The sequence below is a fragment of the Desulfosporosinus burensis genome (assembly GCF_054657535.1).
On the sequence record NZ_BAAHYN010000001.1, the window covers coordinates 187,576 to 200,572 of the forward strand.

The 12,997-nt window shown below is 43.4% G+C and carries 14 protein-coding genes and 2 pseudogenes; 1 reads left to right on the top strand and 15 read right to left on the bottom strand.

Annotated elements, in window-relative coordinates:
- Nucleotides 1-37 precede the first annotated feature (37 nt).
- The 4 genes from ACYQ3Q_RS01025 to ACYQ3Q_RS01040 are packed head-to-tail and all read right to left on the bottom strand — an operon-like array spanning nt 38 to nt 1,733.
- A complete protein-coding gene (locus ACYQ3Q_RS01025) occupies nt 38-175 on the bottom strand; it encodes a hypothetical protein (RefSeq protein ID WP_459926821.1) in 138 nt (45 codons plus the stop codon).
- A 27-nt stretch (nt 176-202) separates the two neighbouring features.
- Complete coding sequence (locus ACYQ3Q_RS01030) at nt 203-499, bottom strand: hypothetical protein (protein WP_459926822.1); 297 nt, start codon at nt 497-499, stop codon at nt 203-205.
- Nucleotides 500-516: 17 nt separating this feature from the next.
- Nucleotides 517-1,413: a DUF1385 domain-containing protein gene (locus ACYQ3Q_RS01035; protein ID WP_459926823.1), complete on the bottom strand. Its 897-nt coding sequence runs from the start codon at nt 1,411-1,413 to the stop codon at nt 517-519.
- Between the two features lie 29 nt (nt 1,414-1,442).
- Nucleotides 1,443-1,733, bottom strand: a complete 291-nt coding sequence (locus ACYQ3Q_RS01040) for an MCP four helix bundle domain-containing protein (protein WP_459926824.1) — start codon at nt 1,731-1,733, stop codon at nt 1,443-1,445.
- Nucleotides 1,734-2,379: 646 nt separating this feature from the next.
- Here ACYQ3Q_RS01040 and ACYQ3Q_RS01045 point away from each other — a divergent pair.
- The gene (locus ACYQ3Q_RS01045) at nt 2,380-3,144 is read left to right on the top strand and encodes a hypothetical protein (protein ID WP_459926825.1); all 765 of its coding nucleotides are present in this window, start codon (nt 2,380-2,382) and stop codon (nt 3,142-3,144) included.
- Nucleotides 3,145-3,275: 131 nt separating this feature from the next.
- Here ACYQ3Q_RS01045 and ACYQ3Q_RS01050 read toward each other — a convergent pair.
- The 11 genes and pseudogenes from ACYQ3Q_RS01050 to ACYQ3Q_RS01100 form a co-directional block, all read right to left on the bottom strand.
- Nucleotides 3,276-3,599 (bottom strand): annotated as a pseudogene (locus ACYQ3Q_RS01050) (GGDEF domain-containing protein); the annotation flags it as partial.
- Nucleotides 3,600-4,041: 442 nt separating this feature from the next.
- The gene (locus tag ACYQ3Q_RS01055; protein WP_459926826.1) at nt 4,042-5,850 is read right to left on the bottom strand and encodes an ASKHA domain-containing protein; all 1,809 of its coding nucleotides are present in this window, start codon (nt 5,848-5,850) and stop codon (nt 4,042-4,044) included.
- A 39-nt stretch (nt 5,851-5,889) separates the two neighbouring features.
- Nucleotides 5,890-6,918, bottom strand: coding sequence for a uroporphyrinogen decarboxylase family protein (locus tag ACYQ3Q_RS01060; RefSeq protein WP_459926827.1), 1,029 nt, complete (start codon nt 6,916-6,918; stop codon nt 5,890-5,892).
- Nucleotides 6,919-6,942: 24 nt separating this feature from the next.
- Nucleotides 6,943-7,602 carry a corrinoid protein gene (locus ACYQ3Q_RS01065; RefSeq protein WP_459926828.1) on the bottom strand — a complete coding sequence of 220 codons (660 nt, stop codon included), beginning with the start codon at nt 7,600-7,602 and terminating at the stop codon, nt 6,943-6,945.
- A gap of 33 nt (nt 7,603-7,635) precedes the next feature.
- Nucleotides 7,636-8,724, bottom strand: a complete 1,089-nt coding sequence (locus tag ACYQ3Q_RS01070; RefSeq protein ID WP_459926829.1) for a uroporphyrinogen decarboxylase family protein — start codon at nt 8,722-8,724, stop codon at nt 7,636-7,638.
- Nucleotides 8,725-8,740: 16 nt separating this feature from the next.
- On the bottom strand, nt 8,741-9,655 hold the full coding sequence (locus ACYQ3Q_RS01075) for a uroporphyrinogen decarboxylase family protein (protein WP_459926830.1): 915 nt from the start codon (nt 9,653-9,655) through the stop codon (nt 8,741-8,743).
- A gap of 527 nt (nt 9,656-10,182) precedes the next feature.
- A pseudogene (locus ACYQ3Q_RS01080) lies at nt 10,183-10,853 on the bottom strand (C40 family peptidase).
- Nucleotides 10,854-10,975: 122 nt separating this feature from the next.
- Nucleotides 10,976-11,230 (bottom strand): SHOCT domain-containing protein, encoded by a 255-nt coding sequence (locus tag ACYQ3Q_RS01085; protein WP_459926831.1) that lies wholly within the window; start codon nt 11,228-11,230, stop codon nt 10,976-10,978.
- Nucleotides 11,231-11,500: 270 nt separating this feature from the next.
- Entirely contained in the window at nt 11,501-11,782 is a 282-nt protein-coding gene (locus tag ACYQ3Q_RS01090; protein WP_459926832.1) for a hypothetical protein, read from the bottom strand.
- 46 nt (nt 11,783-11,828) lie between these two features.
- Nucleotides 11,829-12,089, bottom strand: a complete 261-nt coding sequence (locus ACYQ3Q_RS01095) for an SHOCT domain-containing protein (protein ID WP_459926833.1) — start codon at nt 12,087-12,089, stop codon at nt 11,829-11,831.
- 284 nt (nt 12,090-12,373) lie between these two features.
- Nucleotides 12,374-12,952 carry a hypothetical protein gene (locus ACYQ3Q_RS01100; RefSeq protein WP_459926834.1) on the bottom strand — a complete coding sequence of 193 codons (579 nt, stop codon included), beginning with the start codon at nt 12,950-12,952 and terminating at the stop codon, nt 12,374-12,376.
- Nucleotides 12,953-12,997 lie beyond the last annotated feature (45 nt).

The following is a 12,997-nucleotide window of genomic DNA, read 5'->3' on the forward strand; positions in this document are numbered from 1 at the left end:
ATCCCTACGAGACCCCATTTTAATTTTGCCATATTATTTATTCCTCCACTTGTTTTACCTCTGCTTCTGCTACCGTGACACTCACGGCGTCACACATATCCATGTCTGGTGCTTCGGCAATGATCGAAAGCACTTTGCCATCGACCAGGATTATGCCGTCGTTTAAGCTTACCAAGCCACGTTCTGTGGTTCTTATTTTTGTCTATAAACCACCCATTTGATCGACCACCGCCCTATACTTAAGCTCACCACTCGCCCAAGCACGAGGCAGATAGATCCACCAGAGCTCATATTTGATGCCATCCGTACTGATCGTATACACTGTTACCTTGTTTCCGCAGACTTTAAACTCAGTACAACAATCTGCGCAGAAATACTGATCCTTGCCGATAATTCTTACCGCCCGGCTTTGACACTGAATGCACTGTGCTTGTTTCTCGAAAGAGCCCCTGATTCGTTTTACTTGATGCGTAATCTTCACTTTTTCCGACTTAGACATCTTTCACACCCCAAAATTCACGTTAGTTCCTGACCTGAATCCAAAACGCCTTTCAATGCAGCCAGCGCGACCTCAAGCTGGGCATCGTCTGGCTCCCTCGTGGTTAATTTCTGTAATAACAAACCTGGAACAATCAGCCAGCGAAACCACGGCGATTCTAAATGCCGTGAAGAGAATTTCAGGATCTCATAAGCTATCCCCGCAACTAAAGGCATAAGAAGCATGCGGGAAAGTATGCGCCACCATAAGGGATGCAATCCTACAAAAGCGAATACTAAGATGCTTACAACAACCACAATCAAGAGGAAACTTGTCCCGCAGCGCGGATGCAACCTGGAAAACCGGCGCGCATTTTCTACTGTCAGCTCTTCCCCTGCTTCATAGGTGAAAATTGCTTTATGCTCTGCCCCATGATATTGAAAAACCCGCTGGATATCTTTGAGCCGAGAAATTACCAAGATGTAGAGGAAAAACACAACGAGTCGTATTGCCCCCTCCAAAAGATTCTGCCATACGACCCCGGTAATCTTTCCTCGAAGCAAGTGGGCCATTCCTGTAGGCAATCCGACAAAAAGCAGAAGACCCAGGCCAAAAGCTAACCCTATGGTCAACGCCAATTCCCAAAATCCAAGTTCTGTTTCACCGTTCTCTTCTCCGCCCTCTTCCCCTCCCATTGAACGGCTAGCTGAAAAGGTCAAGGCCCGCGTTCCTACAATCAGAGAATCTACTAGTGCTACAAACCCTCGAAGCAATGGTAATTTAAAAATAGGTTTTCTCGCCCATGCATTAATCTCCAGGCGCGTAACCTCAATCTCGCCATTTGGCAACCTGACCGCAATAGCACTCTCACGAGGTCCACGCATCATTACCCCTTCTATAACGGCTTGACCGCCATATTGGACCGGCCTACCCATCTCTCGTCCTCCTCATCTCTGAATAGACTCTAGGCAATCGCCGAGCCTGTTGGGACAAAGGTTTCCTGACCCAACCTTGTAGATTCAACCCTTGGTACACCAAGGACTTGTTGACTAACTTGAACGTAATTTTTATAGTCGGCTTTTATATCATCGACTATTTTTTTCTCCTCAGAGTTAATCTTCAATTGGTTCGCTTGTTCGAAAGCATCTTTTATCTTCTGATCAATTGCTTCGATCTTGTTCCTATTCTTAGAGTCTTGAGTCACTATATAGCTCAACTCGGACATCCAGCGTTCCGCCAGACAATGATGATTCAACTGCATAAGTCCCCTACCTTCTTTACCAAAAAGGATTTACCCTCTCCTTTCAACGTTGTTAAACAAAGTATAGAGTTTTTATTTTACGCCCACATCACAGATTCTTAACATTTCTGTTAAATAGTCTGCTAAGTTGATAATTCATGGTTATCTACAAGCCCATACGACCATGATTTTGAGTTCACAAAGCTAGAATTTTCCTCTATTTCGTCATCTATAACCATAAGTGTGATCAACAATTTTATTCGATTCTTGTTCTTTTTCCCTACCGTCTTAAGTGAAAAAGTAGGACAGGCGCTCATTGTAAGCCTTTGTCCTACTCTAGCCTTATCTTTTTACCAGCCATGTTACCGAACATATTAATGGTCCGATCCCTTTAGTATGATTAAATTTCAGGATTGACCTTTTCCTAGCACCTTGCTTTTGGCTAATCCGTTTTCATTACACGCATTGCGTCCATTACCAAACTATATTTCCTAAATTTAACTAGGCTGCCTCAAATTGACTCAGCCCAGTTAAACAATTCAGTAGATTTTACCATCCATGTCCGGTTCGGCTACCAGACCCACCCATATTGGTATGAGAATTCATATTAGCTTGCCATTGTACATCATCATCGCAGTAATATTGACTGTTTTGTCCCGTAGTGACAGGTGCGGGGGTGACAGTTGCAGCTGGGTTAGTTGCAGGAGTAGTGGTTGCTGCCGGGTCAGTTGCAGGAGTGGTGGTTGCTGCTGGGTCAGTTGCAGGAGTGGTGGTTGCTGCTGGGTCAGTTGCAGGAGTGGTGGTTGCTGCTGGGTCAGTTGCAGGAGTAGTGGTTGCTGCTGGGTCAGTTGCAGGAGTAGTGGTTGCTGCTGGGTCAGTTGCAGGAGTGGTGGTTGCTGCTGGGTCAGTTGCAGGAGTGGTGGTTGCTGCTGGGTCAGTTGCAGGAGTGGTGGTTGCTGCTGGGTCGGTTGCAGGAGTGGTGGTTGCAGCTGGGTCGGTTGCAGGAGTGGTGGTTGCAGCCGGGTCAGTTGCAGGAGCGGTGGTTGCAGCCGGGTCAGTTGCAGGAGTGGTGGTTGCTGCTGGGTCAGTTGCAGGAGTGGTGGTTGCTGCTGGGTCAGTTGCAGGAGTGGTGGTTGCTGCTGGGTCAGTTGCAGGAGTGGTGGTTGCTGCTGGGTCGGTTGCAGGAGTGGTGGTTGCTGCTGGGTCGGTTGCAGGGGCGACGGTTGTTACCGTTGCAGTAGTGCTAGGATCCACAGATGTTGCAGATGTAGCAGCACTAACTGCTACGACCGCTCCCATTATCAACCCAAGAGACAATGTACTTACCATTAGCGTATTTTTTAAACTTTTCATCAAAATCATCCTCCTCAAACTAATTACTAAAATTCATAAATCAACTACAATGGGGCTTGCTTTTTTGACTTAGCTTCCTTCGATTCTTTTCCAATGACCACCCCCCGTCTTCAGTAAGTTATTCGCAACAGTTTGTTCTATTTTGAGGGTAGCTTTTAAAAACTAGTAAATTAAAATCACTTATTTTGATATTAAAATAAAGCACTAACAAGATATGGTGCAATTCTTACCACTTTGTTTAGCCTTCAAAAGCGCTTTGTCAGAAGCCACAATAACATCATGAATATAACGCCCATCGTCTGGATAGCTCGAAACGCCTAAGGAAACCGTAATTTGGGGATATGTTTGATTATCAAGTCGACTTATTTCACATCTGATTTTTTCGGCCATCTTCCTCGCGTTCTTTTTATCGCAGTCCATTAAAAGTAGTATTATTTCCTCTCCACCGTATCTATAAACTCGATCGTTCGCACGAACACAAGCCTGGATTGTCTGTCCTACCTTTGCTAGTACGTTATCCCCAATATCATGACCAAAATGATGAGATTAAAATCTGTAGAAGTAATGGCTGATTTTAATCTCTCATTTGTTTTTAGGAACACAAAAAAGAGGATTCTCTGAATCGCTCTAACAATTCGTTATTTAGAGACCTTACTGACAACAATGGATCATGGCTCTACCCAGCTATATCAGGGTTTACCTTACTGATTGGAGCTGAGAAAGTTGAGTTACCTAAGACGTTCTTCATGCCCTTGCTGAAAACAGTTCCAGCGTCCTGATCAGGTGAACACCATTAAAACCGATTTTAAAAATCCAACCTATATGACGGTCAGTCTTCTTAAAAGCATAAATAATGAAAAAATCCAAAGGGCATATTTCGCCATTGCTTCCGGATTTCTCATGCACTTTAACAGAAAAAGGAAATTTAAACTCCGTAAAATTTCCACGGAAGTGGGATGAGTTTCAAGCTCTATTTCACATTAAACTGGGAGCAGTCGACGAATAATCGTTCATAACCTTTTGTCACGCTCAATTCGATATAATCAAAGGCTCTGGCAAGCGTTACCATCTCTTGACGGGTTTCAAGGGACATCAATCCCAGATAAGCCCCTGTTTTTGAGGAATTACCAATATAGGTGATCTTATCTTTGACAGCCTTCGGTAAAATATCCGTCCCGACCAGACTTTCGACAGGAAGATGAGCGCCGAACTGACCGGCCACGATCACCTCATCCAGATCCGAAAGTGTGAGATCCCTAGCATTTACCAGAGCTACAAGCCCTGATAAAATCGCACTCTTTGCCAGTTGGACCTGGCGAATATCCCCCTGGGTAATCAGGATTTTCTTTGGGCCCTCTCCAATACAAATTCGTCTTTTCTTGCCATCGAGGTCGATATAGGGCAGTCTCGGGTCCCCTACCTCGAGCTCCTCAGGCTTAACAATATTTCCACGGGCATTGATGAAATTATGTTTCAACAATTCTCGAATAACTGCCAGTATCCCGCTACCACATAAGCCCACTGGAGTTTTATTTCCAATAACCACCAGTCTAAAGCCCTTCTCTTCATCGAAATGGACTTCCTCGATAGCCCCATCGGCAGCACGCATACCGCTACTGATATTCATCCCTTCAAGGGCAGGTCCCGCTGCACAGGAGCAGGACACTAATTTTCCCCCGTTGGACAGAACGATCTCTCCATTTGTACCGATATCGATAAAGAGCACTTTATCCTTCCTGTCATGGAGCTTTGCCACATAAGCCCCAGCCACGATATCTGCTCCAATATAGGAGGAAACCGCTGGTAGACAATATACCCGACCAAAGGAGGAAAGGGCAGTCAAACCAATATCTAGCGCAGAAATATCTTTCATCTCTACAAAAATTGGTGCATAAGGAGATTTACCAATAGATAGCGAATCCACCCCAAGAACCATATGCATCATAGTGCAATTAGCAGCAATGGCGATTTCATAGATGAAGGAAGGGGAGAGATGTTGCCTTGCACACATGGTCTGGAGCATCTCATTTAAGGAATCGACAATAACCGTCTGTAACTGATCCCGCCCTTTCTTACCATGATCGAGAACATAGGTGATGCGAGTAAGCACATCCTGCCCAAAATTTTTCTGGGCATTGATCGCCGCTTCGCAATCTATTTCTTCTCCTGTCCTTAAATTGATAAGTGATGTTACAACGGTGGTAGTTCCGATATCTACGGCTACTCCGTAAAGCATCTCACGGGTATCCCCTTTTTCGATACCGATAAGCTGATCCTGATTGAATACTGCAGTATAAGTTCCCTCCCCCATGGTGATTTGACGGAGCACATCCCAGGGTAGATGATTGATATCCAATACTTTTTTAAACAGTACTTCGTAAGGGGTTTGGTCTTCCAGAGTAGGCTTTCTGACCTCGATGGTTTTTTTCCAGATCGCCGGATTACGTTGATACTCTGGTACATAGCCTTCTGTCAGAACCGGGTGATTTTCCTCCTGATCGATGATGTCAATCTCCAGATCTGCTGCAGGATAGATAAGACAGGCTAAACGGATACCTTCTTCGATCTCTTTTTTTGTAAGGCTGTTTTCCTCGTCGGCAGATAGAGGTGGAAGATCCCCTCCTAAATGTTTAATCTTACACTTACCACAGCTTTTTCGGCCACCACAGGGGCTTTCAATGAAAATCTGCTGGGCAATAAGAATATCCAGGAGACTGTCCTCTACCCCTATATCATAAGTAAATTTTAAATTCTGTCTTGGTAAAGCAATTGTATGCATTCTAAAAACCTCGTCTTCCAGTACAAAGCCCTCAAAATCCTAAGCTTCCTGACTACTTTCCTGAACGATATTTAACATCGCCTGAATATTTTCCAGAGAGGACTTAGTTCCCAGACCACAAGCAGGCGCGATGATATCTGACCCATCATCCATCACCTTCTGGGTCATAACGCGAATGCGGTCAACATCCGCAAACTCAAGAGCATAGGTACTCACATTACCTATCATAATCTTACCGGGCATCATTTTTTTCGACTCTTTGATACTGACAATAGAGTCGAAGCTGTGAGCATCAGCACGAATTTTATTCAGTTCTTCATAAACTTTATGCATTTGCCCGCAGATATGCACGATGATGGGTAGTTCCGGATTTATCTCATGGAGCCCATCAATCAACTGATTCACATAGGTCACCACAAATTCATCAAATAAACGGGGGCCTAAGATTTCCCCTGTGCCGCTGGGATCAGAGATTGCTATAACATCTGCTCCTGCTTCGATCTGAGCCTTGCCAAAACTAATGAGTGCTTCAGTAACAAACCTCATAAAAGCATGGGCATCTTCTTTATGGCGTTTTAAGGCCTTATAGTAATTTACAGGTTCCATCAGAGAAGTAGCTACACTTACAGGTCCTGCGAGATTACCGATAATAGGCACACGATCATCGTGTTTTTTCAAAATTTTGATGGCATCCAGCACCACTTTTGCCCGTTTGCCATAGGGATCGAAAGGAGTTAATTTTTCCCATTCGGAAGGGTTATCGATGACATAACCTGTGACATGGGGTTCGTAGATGGTGGAACCTAAGTTCACGACGGCACCCATCTGTTCTGCTTCGATGGTCATACAGAAGGGTACGCCATAATTTTCGAAACAACCATAATCATAGACTGCCTTGGATAGTCCCGCCATTTTAATAGGATCTGTATGCGCTTGAGGCCAGTGAATATTTGCCTTTTCCATCAAGGCAGTGACCACCATATTCATCATTCCACCCGGGCAAATACACGGTGAGCGATCGGTATTCGCACCCTTTAAGGCTTTTAGAAGTCTTTCTTTTGAATCCATTGCCCTTCCTTTCTGGTCCTATGTCTAAGCCATTCCAACTAATTTTTTTGCTAAGGAAACCGCCCCGATGGCATTGATGGCATAACCATCAGCGTTGATTTGATCACAATAGGCCTGGGAAATAGGTCCACCGCCGATCATTACTTTTACTTTGTCTTTAAGTCCTTCTTTTTCCAGCATTTCCACTACTTCTTTCATGCCAGGCATGGTAGTCGTCATCAGTGTTGAAAGACAAATTAGTTGCGCATCCACGTCCTTTGCTTTTTCGACGAAACTTGTCAGAGGCACATCTCTGCCCAAGTCATACATTTCAAATCCTGCCGTCTCGAGCATAATTCGTACAAGGTTTTTGCCGATATCATGGGTATCCCCTTCTACGACGCCGATGACACATTTGTAGTTGACAGCGTCAGCATCCTTGTCCTGAGGTAGATGGGGTCTTAAGACTTCCAGACCATTATACATAGCATCAGAACACACCAAAAGGTCGGTTACGAAATACTCTTCTTCTTCATACATTTGACCAGCGCGGTTCATCCCGTCTACAAGCCCTTTAAGGACCCCGTCAAGTGCTTCGTAGCCTGAATCAATATATTCTTTGGCAATATCTGTTACATTTTCATCTTCCATTTCGAATACGCAATCGGATAATTGTTGTAATAATTCTTCTTTTGACTTAGCCATAACCTTCACCTTCACCTTCTTAAATTAGTTCTATTAATCATTAGTTGTCGGTTCATTTAACAACGCTTCATCGATAGGGTAGCGTCCATATTTACGAACCGCTTCCATCATATGGTCAATATTTTCAACAGGAACATTTTGCGTAATATCACAACCGGAAGCGATAATATAGCCTTTCGGGCTGTCTTTTCCCTTGCGGATACAGGTCTTAACGGATTCGAAAATATCCGATCTAGAGCCCAGCATAAGCACATCGACAGGCGGTACATTGCCCAGTATGGGTATACGTTCTCCCACGTGTCCTGTCACATATTCCAGATCCACAAGGTTGTCAATACTGAGCATATCCGGTCCTGTATCCACCATGTCCATCACAATTTTCGTCGTATTACCACATATATGATAGCAACACATCCCCCCCAATTCATGAATATGGTTCATCAGTTCCGTTGCGTAGGGCTTTACGAATTCTATATATTGGCTTTTTCGGAGAAGTGTACCCGATGCAATCGGATCACACATGACAATGATGATGCCCCGTTGGATATATTCTTTGTAAATATCTTTAAGTGCATCGGTACACAGGCGAAGCAGTCGATGGATAGATGCCGGATCTTTACGGGTTGCCCTTAAAAGATTTTCAGTGGGATAGATACTTGATACGGCTGTAAAAGGGCCTGTAATCAGCACCCCTGTTGGGATCTCCTGTCCCATCTTTTCCTCACAGATTTCACAAGCCTCTAAAGTTTTCGCAAACCAAGGATCATTTTCTTTTTTTGTTTTGTCGAAATCCAGTTGATCGATATCCTTAAGGTCTTGTAAAACGTGATTCACAATTGCAGGCAAACTATCCTCAGGATCATTCATTTCTGTCCCCAGTGCGGTTCCTACACCGTGAAGGCCATATTCAATGATCATCAGATCATTCCCATAACGTTTATAACAATCGATTTGCGACTGGGCCTGCTTTGCTGCCGAAGTACGTTTTTCCCGATGGGACATCCCCGAAACTCTGTGAGAGATAGAAACTAAGATAGGCATCGCAAGGATGCGATCCATTCTTTCCCCTTTAATGAAGGCCTGAAGCCGTTCATTGGGTGTCATTTGGTCTTGTTCATGCATAAGTAAATCCTCCTTATTATTCCTGATTTTTTAAATTAGGTGTCAAAAGCTTTAACGTCTTGATCTGAGCTTCTTTAAGTACGCGATTACGGTTATGGATACAAATATTACCTACCAGGTTGACTTTACCGTGAAGTTCTAAACAGGCTTGGGCATAGGACATGGGCTCTGGTATAGTGTAGCTTTCCCACACAGCCATTCCCAACTGCACTAACTGGTATGTAGTCTTGGGACAGAGATGAAATACTACTTGTCCGCCAATTATATTAATTGATTCTTCTACGAAAGGTTTTGAAAAACGACGACCCTGCTGTTCAAAATATTTGGGACCGAGGATATTGAGTCCCCCCACCGGATCTTCAAAGGTAATGAAATCCACCCCGGCTTCTAGGGACTTTTCGATATAGCGTAACAGCTGGAGGCGCATTTTCTCTACCACTGTTTCAATCACTTCCGGCTTTTTTCTCCAGATTTTAAAGAGTGTACCGATATCGATTAAATTGTTTAAGGTGGTCATCGGGCCGCAGATCTGGATGCCAACAGATTCCCTTGCTGCTTTAATTAGTTTAACTGCTTGCAAGGTCTCTTTTAATCTACCTTTCTCAAAATCCAGTTCGGGTAACTTCAACAAATCTTCTTCATCTCTGTACACCGGTGCTTGGCAGCGTGGTCCAATCGTCGCCGTTCCCAGCTTTATATTGCCGCCATAGTTCTCCGCTTCTAAAGTATGACAGAATGGCACCATGCAAAGGGCGCTTCCTTCTGCTTCACGTACGGTTCGAGCAATCTTTGCCATCCCTTCTCCGTAAGTGTAAGCTTCTGGAAAAGGTAAACCTACTTTTTTCACCACTCCCTCTGTAAAACCGCTGGTATCTGACCCTTCAGGACATTTAAAATCTGTAAATACGATCGTCGCTTCCCTCCTAACCATTGTCCAACCCGAGCATTATAGAATTAAAATAATATATCTTTTCGCTAATCTTTATATATAACTAAATAATTATAACATAACTCTTTAAATGTTTATACAGAGATGAAACATGATTTTCTCAATTGACAGAATACATTTCTGCATTCTGCCATTTAAAGAATCTTGCAAGCAACAATCTACAATTCACCAAAGCTATAATTCACCACTCCAATATGCTAATTCTTAATAAATTGATTAATCTTCCACTAAATAATGCACGCAATAAAAAATGACGCTAAATCTATTTAGCGTCAGATTGTCTTTCAAATGATTCGTGGGTTTAACCACCACAACAAGCCGAAGTTCGATAAGGTCAAAGAGAGTCTGAGCACGATTTGTTCATGCTTTAGCAAAAGAAGATCTCCTCCCTATCCTTATATCCTCCCCTCGCACCCCAGCGAGGGTCTATTCCGCATCTAAACACATACAAGAGTAGGACAGGCGCCATTGTAAGCCGCCTGCCCTAAATCGTTAAATCAATTCGCTCTTTAAAAAACTCGACGGGCACCAACATAAACGGATTTCCAGTACGGTCCAATCACATAGACCGTAACCCCTTTAGACGACGAAGCATTGATAAATTGCCCATCGCCGAGATAAATACCGTCATGACTTACTACACCGTCACCAGTAAACGAGAAAAAAACCAAATCTCCAGGTTTCTTCAAAAGCAACCTGGGTCCCTACCGTATATTGATCACGTGAAACCCGTGGCAATGAGATTCCGTTTTGGGCAAACACATATTGAACATACCCCGAACAATCAAATCCAGTTTGAGGTGAAGTCCCACCCCATAGATACTTAACACCAAGATATTGTTTTGCAGTAACGATAAATGGAATCGACTTTATTCTGACGCTGTTTTACTAAATAAGCCTCATTGAGCGACTTTACGGTCAAGGGGCCTACAATCCCATCGCCCACCAAACTATGTGCCTGTTGAAAATTAATCACGCCCTGTTTTGTTTTACTTCCAAAGATACCATCCACTTTCCCTACATTAAACCCCACATCATTAAGTTTTGTCTGTAGCTCTACGACATCTGCCCCCGTGGATCCTACCTTAAGTAATACATTCCCCAGCGCTGCCTGGGCAGGAGTTGACAGCGAAAGTGAAAAGATTATTAATAAAAGCACAAGGATACTTTTGTTTTTCATATTTATGTTCCATCCTTTCAAGATTAAACACCTCACAGGTAACGGAATCTTAGAAAGAAACTGGTATAACCAATTAATTACATTTCCGGTTTCCATTATTGAAATGATTCATGGTGCCACTGTTACAGTAGCAATTCTTTTTTCCGCTTTTGATATTCTCTCAAATCAATCTCACCACAGGCATAACGTCCAAGTAAAACATCTAAAGCCTGATCTTGTTGGATAATCCGACGTATAAGAATCCGGGAAGCTATCCGCCGAAATAAATTAATAATTAAGGCAATCAATACTAACCAAAAAAGCAATTGGATTGCCATCCCTAGTATCCCCATCCCCCAAAATCCGTCGCCAGAAAATGAGCCCCAACCGCCAAGCATAACTCACTCCTCCTTTCCGTGAACTTTCAATCAAAACATCCACAATAAAGCAAGGTCTCTTTCATCGTTGTTAAGCAAAGTATAGAGGTTTCATTTTACGCCCACGTCACATATTCTTAACATTTTTGTTAACGTAGCCTGCTGGGTTGTCAAAACTGCAACTTGATAGATTATCTGCGTACAGCCGTCAGTTGCATTAGAATCTCTTTAAAGGGTTTGTTTAACGTGAGTGTAGCTCGGGTTATATTAATTAGCCGATCAGTAAAACCCCTAAGGAGCAGGACAGGCGCCTATTGCAAACCGCCTGCCCTGCTCTAACCTCATTTCCTTACCAACCCATGTTACCAGACCAGTTACCGTACATTCGGTCATCACCCCAACAATTTCCATTATATCCATTGTATCCATTGTTATAATTTTGCATCGGTTGCTTAGGAACAGTTTGTTGTGTACTGCTTTGCCGTGTTTGATTGTTTTGTTTACCACTTTGTTGAGTCGCTTTGTTAGTACTGGTGGTAGCAGCACTTTCTTTTGACCACTCCCTGTTTTCATTCAGTTATTCGTTAAGGGAGAATATTTTTTGAGGGGTAGCTCATTGTTACCGTAGCAATTCTTTTTTTCGCTTTTGATATTCTTCCAAATCAATCTCACCACGGGCATAACGTTCATTCAAAACATCCAAAGCCGGATCTTGTCCGGTAAACCCTCGTGTATGAACCCGAGAACCTATCCTCCGAAATAAGTATATAATTAATGCTATTAATACTATCCAAAAAAGCAATTGGATTCCCATCCCAAGTATCCCCATTCCCCAAAATCCGCCGCCAAAAAATGATCCACAGCCCCAACCGCTAAACATAAATCTCTCCTCCTTTCCGTGAACTTAGTATAAAGTTATCATTTTACGCCCACGTCACAGATTCTTAACATTTTTGTTAAAATAGTCTGCTAAGACATGAACTACTTGTAGAATTGCCTTAGCCCCAGAATGTTGGCTTTGGCGGCACCCACCTGAACCTTGCAAATTCACAAATGCAACTTTCTTGTAGAGCGTGCTTTTGATTTTGATTTGCTCTCCATAAACATATAAAAATTGGACAGGCCCGCATTGTAAGCAGCCTGTCCTACTCTAACCTTATCTCTTTACCAATCCATATTCCCAGACCAGTTTCCGGACATCTGGTTCCCAGTCCGGCTATTTCTATTGGATCTATAGTTATTTACACTGCCGTCTTTTTGCGCATTTTGCCATTGTTGCTGCATTACTGCTTGATTTTGTGGACTTACACCATATTGCTGCATCATTTGTTGATCTATCTGGACACAGTTATTGATCATTTGGTTATAGAGATCGTTTTGGCTTGCAACCGGGGTAGTAGCCGGTGGAGTAGCCGGAGTTGCTGCCGGAGTGGCAACCGGAGTAGCAACTGGAGTAGCTGCCGGAGTAGCTGCCGGAGTAGCTGCCGGAGTTGCTGCCGGAGTTGCTGCTGGAGTTGCTGCCGGAGTTGCTGCTGGAGTTGCTGCTGGAGTAGCTGCTGGAGTTGCTACCGGAGTTGCTGTGGTATTCATGTTCATGACCATCGGATTAGGATCGTTTGCAATCCAGTCGGCTATTTGTTGCTGATAGTTTGTGGAAGTGGCAGCACCGGCTACACCTACTGCACCTACTATTAAACCAAGTGATAAGGCACTTACCAAAAATGTGTTTTTAATGTTTTTCATGAAATAATCATCCTTCCTTTTTAAACCTTTGTTTACACGATGTTT

Excerpts from the sequence above, each read along its gene's own strand:
- ACYQ3Q_RS01030 (WP_459926822.1), bottom strand. The coding sequence starts at position 499 with ATGTCTAAGTCGGAAAAAGTGAAGATTACGCATCAAGTAAAACGAATC.
- ACYQ3Q_RS01035 (WP_459926823.1), bottom strand. The coding sequence starts at position 1,413 with ATGGGTAGGCCGGTCCAATATGGCGGTCAAGCCGTTATAGAAGGGGTA.
- ACYQ3Q_RS01055 (WP_459926826.1), bottom strand. The coding sequence starts at position 5,850 with ATGCATACAATTGCTTTACCAAGACAGAATTTAAAATTTACTTATGAT.
- ACYQ3Q_RS01060 (WP_459926827.1), bottom strand. The coding sequence starts at position 6,918 with ATGGATTCAAAAGAAAGACTTCTAAAAGCCTTAAAGGGTGCGAATACC.
- ACYQ3Q_RS01065 (WP_459926828.1), bottom strand. The coding sequence starts at position 7,602 with ATGGCTAAGTCAAAAGAAGAATTATTACAACAATTATCCGATTGCGTA.
- ACYQ3Q_RS01070 (WP_459926829.1), bottom strand. The coding sequence starts at position 8,724 with ATGCATGAACAAGACCAAATGACACCCAATGAACGGCTTCAGGCCTTC.
- ACYQ3Q_RS01075 (WP_459926830.1), bottom strand. The coding sequence starts at position 9,655 with ATGGTTAGGAGGGAAGCGACGATCGTATTTACAGATTTTAAATGTCCT.
- ACYQ3Q_RS01085 (WP_459926831.1), bottom strand. The coding sequence starts at position 11,230 with ATGCTTGGCGGTTGGGGCTCATTTTCTGGCGACGGATTTTGGGGGATG.
- ACYQ3Q_RS01090 (WP_459926832.1), bottom strand. The coding sequence starts at position 11,782 with ATGAAAACAGGGAGTGGTCAAAAGAAAGTGCTGCTACCACCAGTACTA.
- ACYQ3Q_RS01095 (WP_459926833.1), bottom strand. The coding sequence starts at position 12,089 with ATGTTTAGCGGTTGGGGCTGTGGATCATTTTTTGGCGGCGGATTTTGG.
- ACYQ3Q_RS01100 (WP_459926834.1), bottom strand. The coding sequence starts at position 12,952 with ATGAAAAACATTAAAAACACATTTTTGGTAAGTGCCTTATCACTTGGT.